At 47.9% G+C, this 16,202-nt stretch carries 18 protein-coding genes; 3 read left to right on the forward strand and 15 right to left on the reverse strand.

Features of this window, described 5'->3' with window-relative positions; all coding sequences use genetic code 11:
• Window positions 1–67 precede the first annotated feature (67 nt).
• The 8 genes from DW642_RS09060 to DW642_RS09095 all read right to left on the reverse strand — a co-directional run bounded on the left by DW642_RS09060 (window position 68) and on the right by DW642_RS09095 (window position 6,691).
• On the reverse strand, window positions 68–868 hold the full coding sequence (locus tag DW642_RS09060) for a type II secretion system F family protein (protein ID WP_055265537.1): 801 nt from the start codon (window positions 866–868) through the stop codon (window positions 68–70).
• Window positions 865–2,043, reverse strand: coding sequence for a CpaF family protein (locus tag DW642_RS09065; protein ID WP_117509963.1), 1,179 nt, complete (start codon window positions 2,041–2,043; stop codon window positions 865–867). Before DW642_RS09065 ends, DW642_RS09060 begins: the two co-directional genes overlap by 4 nt.
• On the reverse strand, window positions 2,040–3,077 hold the full coding sequence (locus DW642_RS09070; protein ID WP_226906364.1) for a hypothetical protein: 1,038 nt from the start codon (window positions 3,075–3,077) through the stop codon (window positions 2,040–2,042). Before DW642_RS09070 ends, DW642_RS09065 begins: the two co-directional genes overlap by 4 nt.
• Window positions 3,074–3,601: an A24 family peptidase gene (locus tag DW642_RS09075; RefSeq protein WP_022461951.1), complete on the reverse strand. Its 528-nt coding sequence runs from the start codon at window positions 3,599–3,601 to the stop codon at window positions 3,074–3,076. Before DW642_RS09075 ends, DW642_RS09070 begins: the two co-directional genes overlap by 4 nt.
• A gap of 339 nt (window positions 3,602–3,940) precedes the next feature.
• Complete coding sequence (gene ybaK / locus DW642_RS09080; RefSeq protein WP_117509964.1) at window positions 3,941–4,423, reverse strand: Cys-tRNA(Pro) deacylase; 483 nt, start codon at window positions 4,421–4,423, stop codon at window positions 3,941–3,943.
• Window positions 4,423–5,295 (reverse strand): alanyl-tRNA editing protein, encoded by an 873-nt coding sequence (locus DW642_RS09085; protein WP_055226602.1) that lies wholly within the window; start codon window positions 5,293–5,295, stop codon window positions 4,423–4,425. Before DW642_RS09085 ends, ybaK begins: the two co-directional genes overlap by 1 nt.
• A gap of 19 nt (window positions 5,296–5,314) precedes the next feature.
• Window positions 5,315–5,842, reverse strand: a complete 528-nt coding sequence (locus DW642_RS09090) for a cysteine hydrolase family protein (protein WP_117509965.1) — start codon at window positions 5,840–5,842, stop codon at window positions 5,315–5,317.
• Between the two features lie 27 nt (window positions 5,843–5,869).
• The gene (locus DW642_RS09095) at window positions 5,870–6,691 is read right to left on the reverse strand and encodes an alpha/beta hydrolase (RefSeq protein WP_022461955.1); all 822 of its coding nucleotides are present in this window, start codon (window positions 6,689–6,691) and stop codon (window positions 5,870–5,872) included.
• Between the two features lie 207 nt (window positions 6,692–6,898).
• Between DW642_RS09095 and DW642_RS09100 the strand changes: the two genes are divergently transcribed.
• A complete protein-coding gene (locus tag DW642_RS09100; protein ID WP_022461956.1) occupies window positions 6,899–7,159 on the forward strand; it encodes a DUF1292 domain-containing protein in 261 nt (86 codons plus the stop codon).
• Between the two features lie 142 nt (window positions 7,160–7,301).
• On the opposite strand, the gene DW642_RS09105 is transcribed toward DW642_RS09100, so the two are convergent.
• Window positions 7,302–7,754: a GNAT family N-acetyltransferase gene (locus tag DW642_RS09105; RefSeq protein WP_117509966.1), complete on the reverse strand. Its 453-nt coding sequence runs from the start codon at window positions 7,752–7,754 to the stop codon at window positions 7,302–7,304.
• Between the two features lie 16 nt (window positions 7,755–7,770).
• The gene (locus DW642_RS09110) at window positions 7,771–9,105 is read right to left on the reverse strand and encodes a carboxylesterase/lipase family protein (RefSeq protein ID WP_117509967.1); all 1,335 of its coding nucleotides are present in this window, start codon (window positions 9,103–9,105) and stop codon (window positions 7,771–7,773) included.
• 326 nt (window positions 9,106–9,431) lie between these two features.
• Between DW642_RS09110 and DW642_RS09115 the strand changes: the two genes are divergently transcribed.
• Together DW642_RS09115 and DW642_RS09120 are read left to right on the forward strand one after the other, a co-directional pair.
• Window positions 9,432–10,490 (forward strand): benzoate/H(+) symporter BenE family transporter, encoded by a 1,059-nt coding sequence (locus tag DW642_RS09115; protein ID WP_117509968.1) that lies wholly within the window; start codon window positions 9,432–9,434, stop codon window positions 10,488–10,490.
• A gap of 26 nt (window positions 10,491–10,516) precedes the next feature.
• Window positions 10,517–11,086 (forward strand): phosphoribosyltransferase family protein, encoded by a 570-nt coding sequence (locus tag DW642_RS09120; RefSeq protein WP_117509969.1) that lies wholly within the window; start codon window positions 10,517–10,519, stop codon window positions 11,084–11,086.
• Window positions 11,087–11,173: 87 nt separating this feature from the next.
• Here the strand turns inward: DW642_RS09120 and DW642_RS09125 are convergent, their stop codons facing one another.
• The 5 genes from DW642_RS09125 to DW642_RS09145 form a co-directional block, all read right to left on the reverse strand.
• On the reverse strand, window positions 11,174–11,497 hold the full coding sequence (locus DW642_RS09125) for a branched-chain amino acid transporter permease (RefSeq protein ID WP_117509970.1): 324 nt from the start codon (window positions 11,495–11,497) through the stop codon (window positions 11,174–11,176).
• Window positions 11,452–12,030 (reverse strand): AzlC family ABC transporter permease, encoded by a 579-nt coding sequence (locus tag DW642_RS09130; RefSeq protein ID WP_117509971.1) that lies wholly within the window; start codon window positions 12,028–12,030, stop codon window positions 11,452–11,454. Before DW642_RS09130 ends, DW642_RS09125 begins: the two co-directional genes overlap by 46 nt.
• A 128-nt stretch (window positions 12,031–12,158) precedes the next feature.
• On the reverse strand, window positions 12,159–13,853 hold the full coding sequence (locus DW642_RS09135) for an AAA family ATPase (RefSeq protein ID WP_117509972.1): 1,695 nt from the start codon (window positions 13,851–13,853) through the stop codon (window positions 12,159–12,161).
• A gap of 67 nt (window positions 13,854–13,920) precedes the next feature.
• Window positions 13,921–14,439 carry a VanZ family protein gene (locus DW642_RS09140; protein WP_117509973.1) on the reverse strand — a complete coding sequence of 173 codons (519 nt, stop codon included), beginning with the start codon at window positions 14,437–14,439 and terminating at the stop codon, window positions 13,921–13,923.
• 395 nt (window positions 14,440–14,834) lie between these two features.
• A complete protein-coding gene (locus tag DW642_RS09145) occupies window positions 14,835–16,124 on the reverse strand; it encodes a glycoside hydrolase family 125 protein (RefSeq protein ID WP_055219311.1) in 1,290 nt (429 codons plus the stop codon).
• Window positions 16,125–16,202 lie beyond the last annotated feature (78 nt).

Raw genomic sequence — 16,202 nt, forward strand, 5'->3', positions numbered from 1 at the left:
TTCCTCCCCTTTTTTGCGGACGAATCGTTATGATTCGCAGTCTTACTTTTTAAACTTCAATTGCTTCTTAAAACTCAATGTCCAGAATCTTCTTTCCAAGCACCCATGCCGCCAAATACACGGCAAGGCATCCGCTCATGAAGAAAACCCCGATTACATTCCCATACATCACACTTAAGAATTCCGGAAAGGAAAGCTGTACATATCCCAGAATTCCAAACGGCACAACACTCATAATATTCTGCTCGAACCGCCGGGAAGAAACGCCCGCACGGATTTCCCGCATCGTGTCAATTCTCGTACAGAAAATATCCCACGTATTCTGAAAGATCTCGCAGACATTTCCTCCTGTCCGCTTCGCAATCACCAGTACACTTGCAAACGTCGCAATATCGTCAATGCGGCTTCGCACCGCAAGATCCTGAAACAGTTGTTCCACCGGCACGGAAATCATCATTTTATGACGCATCCGGCGCAGTTCCTGTACCAGAATGTTTTCTTTTCCCAGCGACTGTTCCAGCTGTCCTGCCGCCTCCAGCACTGCATTTTCCATGGAATAGCCGGAACGCAGTGCCGTGTGCATCCACGCAATCAGATCCCGGAAGCTGTCGTACAGCTCCTCTTTCCGTCTCTGAATCCGGTTTTTCCGATACGTGTGAAAACATACGATTCCAACCGGAACCACAGCAATGCATGCCCACCACGCCCGGTAACAGAGCAGGTTCACAGCGGCGGCAATCCCAAGACTGATTCCCGCTATTTCGAGATATTCCCGACCGGTAAATTCCCAGGTCTGATAGTCGATCCCCTTCGTCTCCTTCTCCTCTGCCATGCCCGTCTTTGCCTGGCTTCCCGCACGTATTCTCATCCTGTTTTCCCCTCCAGTTTTTCTCTGTGTACCAGTTCGCCTGTCTTTTGCAGGCCTCTCCCATATTCTCTTCGAAACAAAGAAACCGTTTTGATTTCGTCCTCCTCCATCCCTGTGATCTCTGCGATCTCCTCCACCCGACGGCTTCCATCCTCCCCGCGTCCTAAATGCACGAGAATTTCGATTCCCGATGCAATCTGGCGGCGGATTGCTTCCAACGGGAGCTGCACTCCCATCAGCACCATCGTTTCCAGACGGGAGATCATATCTTTCACGCTGTTTGCATGTGCCGTGCTCAAAGATCCCGCATGCCCGGTATTGAGTGCGGATAATAATTCAAACGTTTCCGCTCCGCGCACTTCGCCGATAATTACGCGGTTCGGCCGCATACGCAAAGCTGCGCGGATCAGATCGCGGATCGTAATTTCTGTTCCTGATTCCAGATTTGCCTCTTTTGCTTCCAGCCGCACCAGATTCTCCACACCCTGGATCTGCAGCTCTGCATTGTCTTCGATGGTTATGATGCGCTCGCCCTTTGGAATGTAGGCGGAAAGCGCATTCAGAAATGTCGTTTTGCCAGATCCGGTCGCCCCGCCGATCATCATGCTGTAGCGGGTCCGGACGAGGGCCTGCAGAAACTCTGCCGCCTCTTTTGTAATACTCCCGATGGAGACCAGAAATTCCATCGTTACCGCCTGCTCCGGAAAGCGGCGGATGGTCAGAATCGGTCCGTTTAATGCGACCGGTTTCATGACAACGTTGACGCGGTCTCCATTTTCCAGCCGTGCATCCACAATCGGATTCTGTTCATTCACCACGCGGTTGCACCGGCCTACAATCTGCTGAATCACATCCTCCAGCTTTTCCGCGGAGGTAAAGCTTTTGCCGTATTTCTCGATTCTGCCGTTCCGTTCCACGAAGATATGCTGATAACCGTTTACCATAATTTCGGTAATTCCCGCATCTTCCAGCAGCTCCTGCAGGACATCGAGCCTCCGCACACTGTAGAACAGCTGTCTGCGCAGCTCCGCCTTCTGTGCCACCGGAAGATACCGTGTTTCTTCTTCCCCTAAAATCAGACGGTCAATCTCTTCGAGAACCTCTCCGTCATCCGGTTCGGATGCGATATCGATCCGCTCCATCAGTTTTCTCCGCAGAATTTCCGGCATTGTCATGTTTCTTCTCCTCTTCTGCCGTCCCGCAGAATCTGACGCACATAGTCGCCCAGCTCGCTCCAGACAAGCTCCTCAAAGTAGGCTTTTCCCGTCCGGTTTGCCGTGTGGAACGGAACGTGGATTTTCCGCATCTTGTCCAGCACCGACTGGCAGTCCCACCGGCGCAGCAAATTTTCAAACTGCTCCATTTTTGCCGCAGAAATCACATCATTCCTTATCGGAACGTAAATTTCATTGCAAAAATCCAGGATCTGATACAAATCCGCCACGCCATCCCCGAGGTCGAGAATCAGCACTTCATAACTGCTGTTCTTCTCAATCTCCTGAAACAGCCATTTCCATTCTTCATATTTTGCAGTCTGAATGTCCATCGGCGATGCGGCGGGCGGCAGATAATCCAGGTTCTGCATCGACTGGACCATTCCGCCCAGTTTGTAGATGATGCCCTGATTTTCCTGTCTCGCATAATACAGAATATCGCTCATCCCCCTGTCGTAGCTGCATTCCAGCAGCCGTTCAAATCCGGAATAGCTCTCCATATTGAGATACAGCACTGCCCGCTCCTTCGCCAGAATCTGCCCCATCGTCAGGGCAAACGAGGTCTTCTGCGTCCGTCCGACCGGCGAATAAATGCCGATAATACGCATTTCCTTTTTCGGCAGCAGTGCAGGCGATGTATCGACACCATTTTCTACGCCGTAGCACGCCATGACCTCGCGGATCACCTTTTCCGACGACTGGTATTTGTAGACCGCCGGATACTGATCCAGCACCGGACTGTGTACGCCCTCAGACAGAATGATAATCTGACGGATCGGATACCGGCGGATCTCTTCTTTCATCGCTTTATCCGAAATCAGAAGAATCTCTGTTTCGTTATTCTTTGCGAACTCCAGGAACATCTCTGCACTGGAAAACGCATGCACTTCGAACGGAATATTTCTCTTCTGGTTCAGATATTCCATAAAATTGCGTGCATATTCCATTTCCGTATCACAGACTGCAAAAACACTCTTTTTCTTTGCAGTATTCAATAAAATCCCCCAATCCAGAGCAGCACTCCCATCAGCACGGGAACGGAAAAATGGATGCACTCCATGCCCCACTTCCCATCGTAATAGGGAACCGGCTCTGTTTTTTTCTGGTATTTTCTTTTGGTAAAATAAGTTTGGAAATAATTGAAAAATTTGGTAAGACGCTGCGGTAAATTTCCGCAGACGAGAATGATTCCGATAGATAAGACCGCTCCAGACAGGAACGACACAATCATACATTTCAGGATCGCCGGTACACCGAGAAAGCCTCCAACAGCGGATAGGAGTTTGATATCTCCCGCGCCCAGCATATGAAAATAGAACAGAATGTAAAGTGCGAGTATCGGGAAAAGCATCCCAAAAAGAAAAATACCCGCTCCCGCGGCGCCATAGCGGATGAGCTGTGTAACCAACCCGGCGATCCATGCGGTGATAATCCATTCATTTGCAATTCTGCGTGTTCTTAAATCCATCCATACCGCCCCTGTCGCAACTGTCAGTACCAGACAGTGCTGCAAAGACATTTTGTCTCTCACCTCCCGTTTCGTTTGGGTCAACTTGATTGTGAGGTCATTATAGTTGCCTCTTTTCGATTTGTCCAGCGGTTTTCGGCAACTTTTTCCGGTTTGTGAATTGCCTCCAAAAACGGGATGAAAATTTCTCACACCAAAAAGAAAAATCGTGTGAAAGGTTTTCCGTTTTTCGCGGATTCGTAGAATCGTATCGCAATTTCGCCGCTGCTTTTTGGCTATTATTTTATGATCCTTTTTTGCAAGAAATTTTCCAGCCGCATCACAGCAAAAAGAAACAGACCAGAACTTTTTTCTTCGTTCTGGTCTGCTTCCATACAGTTTTTTCTGTTTTTACTGAATAAAATCCGCAAACTCCGCTCTGCTGACCTTCTTCAGATCCTCCGGCGCCATGCACAGCGTGGTTCCGATTCTTCCCCCGCTCACGTAAACCTTGTCAAAATTCGCCGCACATTCCTGAATCACGGTCGGATACTGTTTTTTCATTCCGATCGGGCTGCATCCGCCGCGGACGTATCCGCTGACTGCAGTGATATCTTTGACATGGATCATCTCGATGGATTTCTCCCCCACCGCTTTTGCGGCTTTTTTCAGGTCTACTTCCTCTGCAATCGGAAGCACCAGCACGTAATACTGTTTGCTTTTGCCCTGCGCCACAAGCGTTTTAAACGACTGCTCGACCGGCGCGCCGGTTTTCTCTGCTGTGTGAAGCCCGTCGATAAATTCATCGCATTCATATTGAAGAACTTCGTATTTGATTTTCTGGCGGTCCAGAATCCGCATTGCATTTGTTTTGATTTCTTTTTCTTTTGCCATTATTTTCTCTCCGGTGCTCCCTGCAGTGCATACAGTTCTTTTTTGAGCTGTTTGATTTCTTTTTTCATCTCAATATTTTTCTGTTTCAGCCGTACGACAGCATCCCCGGCTTCTTCCGGTTTTACAGAAAGTAAACGTGCAATGCCGAGGGTATTGATGTGTTTTAAGCAGTAATCCGCATACGCTTTTTCACCGGAAAGCATGGTCACGCGGACGCCGCCTTTGTATTTCTGGGCACTTAAGATTTTGATCAGACGGATTTCCCCTGTTTTTGCAACGTGGGTTCCGCAGCACGCACAGCTGTCGCAGCCTTCGATCGTCACAATCCGCACCTGGCCCTCGATCTCTTTTTTGCTCCGGTAATCCATGGTTTCCAGCTCTTCCTTTGACGGATAACTGATCGTAACCGGAACATTTCGAAGCACGGCTTCGTTTGCCTCCTGCTCCACATCGTAGAGCTGCTCCTCGGTCAGAACGCCGTCAAAATCAACGGTAATGACATCACTTCCCATATGGAATCCAACGTTGTTGAAACCGTAAATCCGATGCACGATACCTGACACGATATGCTCTCCGCAGTGATTCTGCATATTGGAAAAACGTTTTTCAAAGTCAAGTTTTCCAACTACCGTTTTGCCCGGCTCGAGCGGCGCTTCCACGGTATGCCAGATTTCGCCGTCGATTTCCTGTACATCCGTTACAAAAATCCCATCCAGTGTTCCCTCATCTGCCGGCTGGCCGCCGCCCTCCGGGAAAAATGCGGTCTGATCCAGCAGCACGCGGTACATGCCGCCCTCGCAGACGCTCCGTTCTACGGTTGCCTCAAATTCACCCAGGTACGCATCCTGATCAAATAATCTTGTTGTGCTCATAATTTTTCCTCTTTTCCGTCTATTCGTTTACAATGTCAATCTGGCACATTTTCATAGCTTCCAATGCATTTTTATGACTCTGCGGCGTTACGCCCGCGCACGCGGATGCATCGACAGAAATCGGCACTTCCGGATAAAATGCTTTCAGCAGCATGGCATTGGAAATCACGCAGATGTCGGTGCAGAGTCCCACGAGTTCAATGAATTCCGGCACGCCGCCTGCCAGTTTTTCGATCTCCTCCGGCAGATTTTTTGCACCGAAGGTGATTTTATTCATCACCACGGCCTGTTTTTTCTCCGCCATTTTCTGAATTGTATCCTGCAGTGCATGACCCTTCGTTCCTTCGATACAATGCTCTACCGGAAGTTTTCTGCCCTCGGACGTTTCCAGATAATCCGCAAAATGGGTATCTCTGGTGCAGATAACAGCTCCGTCAAACGAATCCATCACCTCTGCAACGCGGTCAACAATCCCGACCGCCTCTTTCGTGCCGAGACTTCCGTCGATAAAATCATTCTGCATATCTACTACAATTAATACTTTCATCTTTGTTCTCCCTTCTGGGACATTTTTTTATAAATGCTGCATCCAGCTCAGTGCCAGTGAAATCCAGCTCTGGCACTCTTCGCGTACTGCGTTCTGGTATTCATAGCTCTGTGTCTCCTCGCTTGCAAGGCCAAGGCCGTGGCCGCCGACCGGATAAATATGCATTTCTACCGGAATCTCCAGTGCATGCAGTGCAGTAAAGAACAGAATGGAGTTTTCTACCGGCACGCAGTCGTCCGGCGCGGTATGCCACAGGAAGGTCTTCGGCGTATCGAGGCTGACCTGATTCTCGAGAGACATCTCGTCTACCAGCTCATCGTACCGGTCTCCCAGCAGATTGGTGAAGGATCCGCGGTGCGCTTTCGGACCGGATGTGATAACCGGGTAGGATAACAGCAGACCGTTCGGACGAAGCTGCTCTGCGTCTACGCCAAGTTCTTCTGCAAGGAATGTTTTCTTTTTCCAGAACACACCGTACGATGCTGCCAGATGGCCGCCTGCGGAAAATCCCGCTACTACTACTTTGTTCGGATCAATATGATATTCTGCCGCATGCTCCCGCAGATGTGCAACGGTCCAGGCAAGCTGGCGGAGTGCCGTCGGATAGTGAGCTGCCGGAGCAACACTGTAATGCAGAACAACAGCGTGGTAACCGGCTCCGACAAACTTCAGCGCAATCGGCTCTGCCTCACGCTCGGACACCCATTCATAACCGCCGCCCGGGCAGATCACGATGACCGGACGCACGCGTTCCGGAGCAATCTCACGCGAGTTGTCCAGAAAATACGTATATAATTTTGCAGTTTCTTCTGTATCTTTTACTTTGACATCTAATACCTGATAATTCATAAGTTCTTCCTTTCACCCAATTTTTCCGGGTACGGCCACAGCCGCCAGTTTTTACTCTGTTGTCATTATACCGTATCGGCGCAAAATATCAAGCGTATCGCACCAGACACTTTTTTCTTTTCAAATCCAATTGCTCATAGTATAATAAATTTATATTTGCATGTTTTTGAGCGGCAAAAATAACACACAAAGGAGTATATTGCAATTATGGATTCCAATCTTATTGTCCTTACCGATCAGGACGGAAATTCTGTCCGTTTTGAGCTTCTGGATATCGTAGAATACAAGGAGGATGAGTACGCAGTTCTCTATCCGGCCGACGGCGGCGATGACGAACCGGTACACATTCTGCGCATCATTTCCGAGAATCTCGATGTCAACGAAGCCGAGTTCGAAGGCCTCGATGACGATGAACTGATCGACACCATTTATCAGATCTTCCGCGAGCGCAACGATCTGGACGACTGATTCTGCCACGCAAAAAGAGCAGCATTTTTACCTTTCACACGCCGGTAAAATGCTGCTCTTTCTTTATTCTAATTTTTCCTCTTTCTTTGAATATTTTTCCAATATCGCAGCCAGTGGAAAGAATATCTCTTTCTGAGGAACATTACAATTTATACTGCATAAAATTCCCATTGTGCACAAATCCAAAATCTGTATACAACTTAACGCCCATATCCGATGCCGTAATCTGTATTGTTCCGCATCCATATTCTTTTGCATCTTCTATCACACGGGACAGCAATTCTTTTGCAATACCTCTTCTTCGATACGCCGGATCTGTAAACATACTGGACAGTAATCCAATTCTGCCGCTCGGGCATCCAAAGTATGGAGGTTTTTCTACAAATGACATTCCACTTGTTGCGATGATGCTCTCTCCGTCAACAGCAATCCAAGATACAAAAGTACCATCCGCCATATGACGTTCATAGTAATCTTTTAACGCAGGTGCTAAATCAATTTCTTCTTTTGCCCCCTCTTCGCGAAGCTGATGGATTCTCATCTGAATGAAAAGATCCAGTTCCTTTTGAGTAAGTCTTTTATATTCGATTGCCATTTTTATTTCCTTCTGCTTATTTTCTCACATCCAGCACCTGCACATACGGGTCGTCCTTTGTGCATGGTTTCCAGTCGTCTTTTCCCTCTGCGTTCGGGTTTCCGGTTTTCATGAAATTGGTCCAGTCGTCCATCATTTCTTTGCTGAGGGCATAGTCGCCTTCGGTTTTCGGGCGCCAGCTTCGGCCCAGGGTTCCGAACATGTACCAGAGTTCGGAGGAATGGAACGCTCCGGCGTCGTCACCTAACAGGGCACGGGTGAAGTAGTAAACGTAAGCCGGTTTTCTTCCGAGTTTTTCCAGCGCAAGGCTCCAGTTGATGCATCCCTTATAGATGCCGCCGTGCTCGCCTTTTTCTTTCATCTCCGGGAACACGCCGATGTCGTCTGCGGTTGATCCGAGCATGTATGGGATGTCCTTGATTTTTCCTTCGGTTACTGCCTCGTTATAGCCGCAGGTCAGCAGGTGATTGTCGATGTTCGGCACGAAGCTCAGCATTCTCGATGGATTTACGCGGCCAAACTCCTCCTGCAGCTCCACAATTTTCTCAGCCGGAATCGCACGCAGTTCTTCCAGCGATTTTGCTCCGCTAAGCTCTACAAATTCCTGGCCGATGGTTTCCGCCTCAGAAAGCGGCATATCGCGGTTCAGTCCGGTGTCGTAGCCGCCGGCGCTCTGGAAAATGGCTTTGCTGATCCAGTTTTCAGTCAGCGGAGAACTGACGAGTGTCTGTACGCTCATGCATCCCGCGGACTGGCCGAATACGGTGATATTTTCCGGGTCGCCGCCAAATGCTGCGATATTTTCTTTTACCCATTTTAGTGCTGCGATCTGGTCGAGAATCGCGTAGTTTCCGCTTCTTCCGACACCGCTCTCCTCGGACAGCCACGGATGTGCCAAAAATCCGAAAGCACCGAGACGGTAATTGATCGTAACGAGAATCACTCCGCGTTCGCAGTAAGCAGCTCCATCAAATTCGGATTCGTGGCTGAATCCATGCACGAATGCACCACCGTGAATCCAGAAGGCAACCGGCAGTTTTTCATCCGCTGCATTTGCCGGTGTCCAGATGTTTAAGTACAGACAATCCTCACTCTGGTTCATACCAAATTCCGGATCGAGATAAAATTCTTTTCCATAGAAGGAGTCCGGCTCATGCTCGGTCTGCGGGCAGACACATCCGAAATGATCCGCCTTATAAACGCCCTCCCAGCATGCTGGCTCTTCCGGCGGGCAGAATCGTTTTTCGCCTACCGGCGGCTTTGCGTACGGAACGCCGCGGAATACCGTGTAGCCGTCTTTTTGCACACCATGAACCTGTCCATATTTTGTTTTTGTCTCTGTAATTGCCATAAGTAAAAATCCCCTTTCCATTTCTTATAACTGTGATAAAAACCCTCATACAGATTTAGTATAGCAAATCTTTTTCTTCGCTTCTATATGCACAATTCCAAATAATGGCACCCAGTTTTGTAACTATTGATTATTGGTTATGCAGACATTTAAAAATCCTCTTGATTTATTAGCACACAGAAATAATAATATTTTGTATATAAGATTGACTTATTATCACTGACAAAAACCTTTCATGACTGATCTGGTTTACTTTGACCGGTTTTGGTGCTACACTTTTCTTTGCTTCAAAACGACATATTTCATAGTGAGGAGGAGTATTTAGTATGAAAGCCATTTTAACAGATCTTCTGGCAATCATCGGCGTTGTGCTGAATGGTCTGCCGCAGGGTCTTCTTGCTCTGACGTTTGGATTTGCATCGGTTCCGACGGCGCTGGCATTCTTTGTTGGTGCGGTGGGCAATACGATTACGCAGAGTGTCGCACCAATTTCCTTCCAGGCGGAGACGATCACTTACGCCGGAACGGCTGGAAAAGACCGTTCGGAACGCTGTACGATGATTTTTATCGGCGGTGTGATTATGGCTCTGATCGGAGTGTTTGGACTGCTGACAAAAATCGTAAACTTTGTAGGTGAGGATGTTGCCTATGGAATGATGGCCGGTGTCGGTATCATTCTGGTAAAGGCCGCGATCGATATGATCAAGAGTGATGCCATTTCCGGCGGTGTTTCCCTGGCCGCAGCACTGATCACCTATTACTTTACCAAAGACAGTGCCAATACCCTGGTTTATACCATCGTCATTTCCGTTGTAGCATCCTGCATTGCCAATGCATTTTTCAACAAAGAGAAATCCAGCATTGTCGTAGAGGATGATAAATTTGTCCGCCAGAAATTTACAATCAATGCCAACGTAATTCTCGGCGCACTCGGTATGGTCTGCCTGAACATTGGTTCCAACATTTCCTTCGGCGGAATTACCGCAGGAATGGCAACCGGCGGAAATTACAACGTCGATAACCTGACCGTGATTTCTTCCCTGGCCGATATGTTTTCTTCCTTTTTCGGAGGAGCCCCGGTTGAGGCAATCATTTCCGCAACTGCCAATGCACCGCACGCTGTATGGGCTGGTGTCATCATGATGGTTGTGATCGGTGTAATTCTGCTTCTGAAACTGCTTCCGAAAATCGGAAAATTTGTTCCGTCTTCTTCGATCGCAGGTTTCCTGTTTGTACTCGGTATCTTCAAAACCGTTGTACTGGATGCGCCGTCTGCCTTCGCTGTCAATGCAGCCGTCGGCGGAACCACAATGGTTGTCACTGCAGTAACAAACCCGTTCCTCGGAATGCTGGCCGGTGTTGCTGCAAAACTGCTTGGATTATAAATTCAGTAACATAAGAGGAAAATCGTATGAAAGAATACAGCATGGAGCTCTGCGGAGTGAAAAGAACACTTCCATTTATCCCGATCAGTGAGGAGATGGCGTTTGCAAGCTTTGTTGTCCTTGGTGACACCGAGCTGGTAAGTGCATGTGCGCCGGAGCTGGCCGCAAAAATCGGAGAAGTCGATGCCATTGTCACCGCAGAAGCGAAAGGTATTGCCCTAGCGTATGAAGTAAGCAAAGAGCTGGGCCATAAAGAATTTATCGTTGCACGAAAAAGCACAAAATCCTACATGAAAGATGTGGTTTCCGCATCCGTTCATTCGATTACAACAGCGGGTGAGCAGCATCTTTATCTGGATGGAAAAGACGCAGATAAAATCCGCGGCAAACGTGTCTGCCTGCTGGATGATGTCATTTCCACCGGCGAGTCCCTGCACGCACTGGAATGCCTGATGGCGAATGCCAGTGCAGAGGTTGTAAAAAAAGCAGCGATCCTTGCTGAGGGCGATGCTGCTGATCGAAAAGATATTGTATTTCTGCAGAAGCTTCCGTTATTCAAAAAGACGGGCGACGGAGAGTACGAAGTCATCGAATAATTGCCAATCCTTCTAATGCATATAGAGAATAGAAAAACGGTGCAGTTCTGAATTTCTGCCATGAATTCAGAACTGCACCGTTTCTTTTTAAAAGAGACGCAGAAGCATCATATACGAAATGGTTCCAAGAAGGATGGAGACGAGGGTCTGGTGTTTCCATTTGTAGGTGATAAAAACGACCGCTGCTGCGAGCAGTTTCGGTACTGCGGCAGAGATACCGCCGGTGGGAATATCTTTCATACAGTAAATGATCAGTACCGCCATGATGGCAGACGGCAGTGCCTGGCCGAGTCGTTCGAGTGATGCGGGCATTTTACGGCTGCCGGAAAATGCAAGAAACGGGAGTGCACGGAGTCCGAAGGTGATCAGAGCGGAGACAGCGACAGCGTGTGCTTCTCTGCTTTTTCCCATTGGTCAATGAAGATAATGAGAAACAGGGCTGTCATACAGAAATCAAGGCCCGTCAGGTCAAATGGAACGATCTGGCCTAAAATGCCGCCAAGAACCGAACCAACTATCCAATAGCAGCGGCTGAACAGAGCGACGAGGAACATGGTGTCCTCTTTTTCTTTTTTCGGAAGATCTAAGGTACAGTTTACGGCGTATGTCTCATCGGTCATCGTGTGAATCATGTACAGCTTGCGGCGCCCCATCTGTTTGAATTCCTTCAGGAAGGTAATGCTGTAAAAACTCTGGCGGCTGTTCATCAGAAGTGCAGTGAGCGCAATGGTGATGAGGGAAGCGCCGCTAGAAAGAAACGTAATCAGAACGAACTGGAACGCGCCCGTATAGACCGTCAGACTTACCAACAGTGAATCATACCAGGGAAAGCCGGCGGATGCCATCATCATGCCGTAGGCCATGCTGACGAAAACGTAGCTGCAGAAAATCGGGATGGATTTTACGAAAGCAGTTTTTAAGGTAGTGGAAGAAAATCGTTTCATAGATAAAATATCCTCACGTAAAAATAAATTTTAAAAATTAAATTTATCATACTATCTATATCATAGTGAGTCAATAGGAATACCATTTTACGCCAAAAGAAACGGATGACCTTCATCACCCGTTTCTCTCATTCTGCTCCAATCAATACATTCTTCCCCGCAAATGCAAACCCATAATGCCGGATCCTTTCCTGCGGCACGCCAAGGGCCACCAGTTCTGCGTCGTATTTTTTATCCACGATCTGTTTTAAAGCCTCCTGCACCGCATCTTCCAGTGTCTCCTTTTTTACCCGGCTGCAGACTTTAAATTCAATAATAATCGCCGGATCTTTTTCTCTATTCTTCGGAATCATCATCACATCATACCGTCCAAATCCACTTTCCCGATTCGACCGGATCTGATAACACTCCGCACGCTCTGCCATCAGTCCCAGGACGAAGCCATGATAGAATCGTTCCGGCTCCAGACTTTCACTGTTCTCTCCGCCAACGTCAAAATGGCTGAAGGTTGCAAGTGACACTTTATTCATATAATAATTCATCGCTTCCAGATCGCCCTGCATCAGTGCTTTCACAAAGCTGCTGTACCCAGCTTCCGATGCTTCAAACCATCCGCGGAACATATCATCAAACATGCTCACCGTTTCCAGATTGGTGATACGGAGCTGATACCACGGCTTCAAAGTAATTCCACGATACTCCACCTCTTCCGCTTTCAGATAACCGCTCGCGAGCAGCAGACTCCAGATTGCATTTTCATTGTAATCCAGCTGTTCAAACACCATCTGCTCATCAAAGTTCACCGTGACTGCCTGTCCGTTCAGTAGATCTTCCATATACTCTTTGATTTCCGGCGAGGCGGTGCGGATCAGCTTTCCTGCCAGACCGTTCGAACTCGTATCTGCCCAGTACGGGCGCAGTTTCTTTTCTTTTAAATAATTGGTAATCGACCATGGATTGTAGATATCGCGGTGTCCGCCAAAGATAAATCCATCATACCACTGCTTCACAACGTCCTTTTTGTCTCCCATTCCGAACTCGTCCAGAGATGCAAAAACTTCCTTTTCGGTAAATCCAAAACAGTCCGCATACAGATCCGATGTCGTCGTCACCACACGCAGATTATTTAAGTCAGAAAAAATACTTTCTTTCGAAACCCTCGTGATTCCGGTCATCATCGCACGTTCCAGATAAGGATTCGTTTTAAACGTCGCATTAAACAGACTCCGCACAAACGTTGTAAATTCCGCCCAGTAGCCATGGACATACGCTTCCTGCATCGGCGTGTCGTACTCATCCAACAGAATAATCACTCTTCTGCCGTAATACCGCGCCAGATACATACTCATATTATTGAGTGCCGCTGCGGCCTCCGCATCGCCCATATGCAGATTGACCTCGTTGTATGCTTTCTTCTCATTTCCGCTCAGCAGATCCCCATCCAGAAGATACCGGTTTTCTTCATATACTCTCGCAATCTGCTGTTTGATCTGGATTTTCGCTTCCGAAAGCTGATCTGCTTTCACGGCTGCAAAACTCAAAAAGATCACCGGATATGTTCCCTGAAGTTCCCGATATTTTCCTTCTTCCCAAACGCCAAGTCCTTCAAACAGATCGCCCCGGACGGCATATTTATTAGAGAAAAAGCAGTCCAGCATGCTCATATTCAGTGTCTTGCCAAAGCGGCGGGGGCGGGTGATCAAGGTGATTTCATCCCCGTTTTCCCACCAGTCCTTGATGAAGTGAGATTTATCCACAAAGAAATAATGGTTTTCCCTTAAGGATGCAAAATTCTGTTTTCCTATACTGATTACTTTTTCCATCCATCACACCTGCTTTCGGAATTTGTCCTTTTCTCGATTATACACTATCCTTTCCTGAATTCCAATCTTAAAACATCCTATTCGCCGCAAACGTAAAAAACAATAACGCCAGAAACAGCACTTCCAGCACCGCTCCCAGAATGGTAATGATCTTTCCCGTCTTCTCTTTCCAGATTTTTTTCATCCCCAGATACAATAGAATTCCGATCACCGCGCCAAGCGTATTATCGATCACATCCGTAATATCACTCGCGCCGATCGCAAAAATATACTGCGTCACCTCAAAAAACAGGCTCAGTCCCGATGCAAGGAGAATGCGGTTCTGGATTTCGCTGTCCGGATAGAAGGCTGAGATGCAGAGGCCGAACGGCAGAAAGACCAGCATATTTTCGATAATTTCACTAATCTGCACTTTCCCGTTCACCACAACCGACGCCGCATACGGAATCAGATTAATCCCCCGCAGGTGCGGAATTTCTTCCGGGCGCAAGGCGAATTTGAATAAAATGCACCAGGCAAGCAGCGCCAGGTAAATGCCGAATACCACAAGTAATGCTTTTGATTTTTTCTCGTTTTTCCAGGTCATGTTCTTTCCCCTCTCATCTTCACTTGATAAGAGGATTCTACCAAAACATTCTTAGGATTCCGCTTCTTCTTTTCCAAAGAAATCCCTATAGATTTCCTAAGATTTTCTGATGCTCAGATTCTTTTACATTTCTTCATCATGCCAATTTATTATATCTTTCATATCAATTATATCTTTTACATATCGCAAAAAACTGTGTATAATACCCCGTGGGCAGAGAAAAGAAGCGGGATGAAAATCCCATATTCCCCTGGGACAGCAGTATTCTCCCCACTGCTGTCTCTCCTTTCAGTGAAGGCTGTCGCAGACAGTTTTCTGTGGTGTAGGTAAAAGAGGAGGCCGTGCACTGAGCACAGCCTCCTCTTTTCGTGTTTTTCATCTTTATTTTTTCATCTTTATTTCTTAATCTCATATCCGCAATACTGCATCACCAGCTCACAGAACATTGCGTTTGCCCAGGAGAACCACTCTCTGGTGTAAACGGTCGGATCATCTACGAAAACACCCTCGTGCATCAGTCCTGTACCGCCGTCGGTTGCCATCAGTTCGTGGATCATCTGATGTTTCTCCTCTTTTGTCGGTGCGGTCAGTCCCTCGATGGCTTTGGAGATGTGCCATACGTAGCGGACCGGTGTGTGCGGGCTTCCGATACCGGAAAGCTTCGTTCCTGCATAATAGAACGGGTTTGCCTCGCTTAAGATCAGCTTTCTTGTGTTGTCAGCCACTTCCTGGCTTTCCGGCTCGTAGCCGAGATAGCTCATAGCCAGAAGACTCGGTACATTGGCATCGTCCATCAGATTATACTGGCCAAAGCCGTCTACCTCGTAAGCATAAACATCGCCAAGTCCCCAGATATGGGTGGTACCGTAAGTCTCAATGGCCTGTTTTACGGTCTTTGCCATCTCTTCTGCTTTCTTCGCAATCTCCTCTTTTCCGCCGACGAAATCTGCGATCTCCTTCAGATAATTCAGAACGACAACCGCAAACATGTTGGACGGAATCAGATAACCGTAACGGCAGGAATCATCGCTTGGACGGAAGCCGGACCAGATCAGGCCGATGCCGGATTTTACCTGCGCACCTTTTCCATCGCGGGAAAGCGTATCGGTGTAGGAGCAGTTTTTACGGATGAAGCTGTACGGGGATTTCTCCTCGTGGTTCATTTCAGTCTCAAATACAGTCAGGATTTTGTCAACACCTTCCCAGAAAACCTCGTCAAACTGATCCGTTCTTCCGGTGTTCTTCCAGAACAGATAGGAGAACTGCAGCGGATAGCAGAGAGAATCGATCTCATACTTTCTCTCCCAGATCCACGGTCCCATATCGGTCTCGTCCTTCTCCCAGCAGTTGCCGTTCGGTCCTTCGTTGAATGCGTTTGCGTATGGATCAATGTTGATGCACATAAACTGGCGGCGGATCAGGCCTGCGATCAGGTCAGCCAGCTCCGGGTCGTTCTGCGCCGGAACAAGGTACGGGCGCAGCTGTGCTACCGAGTCACGCAGCCACATGGCCGGGATATCTCCGGTGATGACGTAGGTGCTGCCGTCCTCCATTTTCTTTACGGTTGTGTCGAGGGTATTGGAGTAGCATCGTTCAAACATATCAACGATTTCCGGCTCGTCTTTCAGTTTTTCTCTCAGGCTTAAAATCAGCTCCTGAATGGACTTTGGTAAGGTCTCTTTCATTCTTTTTTCATCCTTTCGCTCAATTTTTCTCATTTCCCGTTATTCTACAACAGGGCATCTCCGCAATCGAAAATGCCC

It is taken from the genome of Blautia sp. AM23-13AC (assembly GCF_003435675.1).
GTDB classification, from domain to species: domain Bacteria; phylum Bacillota; class Clostridia; order Lachnospirales; family Lachnospiraceae; genus Fusicatenibacter; species Fusicatenibacter saccharivorans.

Bases quoted from the DNA above. Each gene is read 5' to 3' on its own strand.
- DW642_RS09060 (WP_055265537.1), bottom strand. From the start codon at position 868: ATGAGAATACGTGCGGGAAGCCAGGCAAAGACGGGCATGGCAGAGGAG.
- DW642_RS09065 (WP_117509963.1), bottom strand. From the start codon at position 2,043: ATGACAATGCCGGAAATTCTGCGGAGAAAACTGATGGAGCGGATCGAT.
- DW642_RS09075 (WP_022461951.1), bottom strand. From the start codon at position 3,601: ATGTCTTTGCAGCACTGTCTGGTACTGACAGTTGCGACAGGGGCGGTA.
- ybaK (WP_117509964.1), bottom strand. From the start codon at position 4,423: ATGGCAAAAGAAAAAGAAATCAAAACAAATGCAATGCGGATTCTGGAC.
- DW642_RS09085 (WP_055226602.1), bottom strand. From the start codon at position 5,295: ATGAGCACAACAAGATTATTTGATCAGGATGCGTACCTGGGTGAATTT.
- DW642_RS09090 (WP_117509965.1), bottom strand. From the start codon at position 5,842: ATGAAAGTATTAATTGTAGTAGATATGCAGAATGATTTTATCGACGGA.
- DW642_RS09095 (WP_022461955.1), bottom strand. From the start codon at position 6,691: ATGAATTATCAGGTATTAGATGTCAAAGTAAAAGATACAGAAGAAACT.
- DW642_RS09100 (WP_022461956.1), top strand. From the start codon at position 6,899: ATGGATTCCAATCTTATTGTCCTTACCGATCAGGACGGAAATTCTGTC.
- DW642_RS09105 (WP_117509966.1), bottom strand. From the start codon at position 7,754: ATGGCAATCGAATATAAAAGACTTACTCAAAAGGAACTGGATCTTTTC.
- DW642_RS09110 (WP_117509967.1), bottom strand. From the start codon at position 9,105: ATGGCAATTACAGAGACAAAAACAAAATATGGACAGGTTCATGGTGTG.
- DW642_RS09115 (WP_117509968.1), top strand. From the start codon at position 9,432: ATGAAAGCCATTTTAACAGATCTTCTGGCAATCATCGGCGTTGTGCTG.
- DW642_RS09120 (WP_117509969.1), top strand. From the start codon at position 10,517: ATGAAAGAATACAGCATGGAGCTCTGCGGAGTGAAAAGAACACTTCCA.
- DW642_RS09125 (WP_117509970.1), bottom strand. From the start codon at position 11,497: ATGGGAAAAAGCAGAGAAGCACACGCTGTCGCTGTCTCCGCTCTGATC.
- DW642_RS09130 (WP_117509971.1), bottom strand. From the start codon at position 12,030: ATGAAACGATTTTCTTCCACTACCTTAAAAACTGCTTTCGTAAAATCC.
- DW642_RS09135 (WP_117509972.1), bottom strand. From the start codon at position 13,853: ATGGAAAAAGTAATCAGTATAGGAAAACAGAATTTTGCATCCTTAAGG.
- DW642_RS09140 (WP_117509973.1), bottom strand. From the start codon at position 14,439: ATGACCTGGAAAAACGAGAAAAAATCAAAAGCATTACTTGTGGTATTC.
- DW642_RS09145 (WP_055219311.1), bottom strand. From the start codon at position 16,124: ATGAAAGAGACCTTACCAAAGTCCATTCAGGAGCTGATTTTAAGCCTG.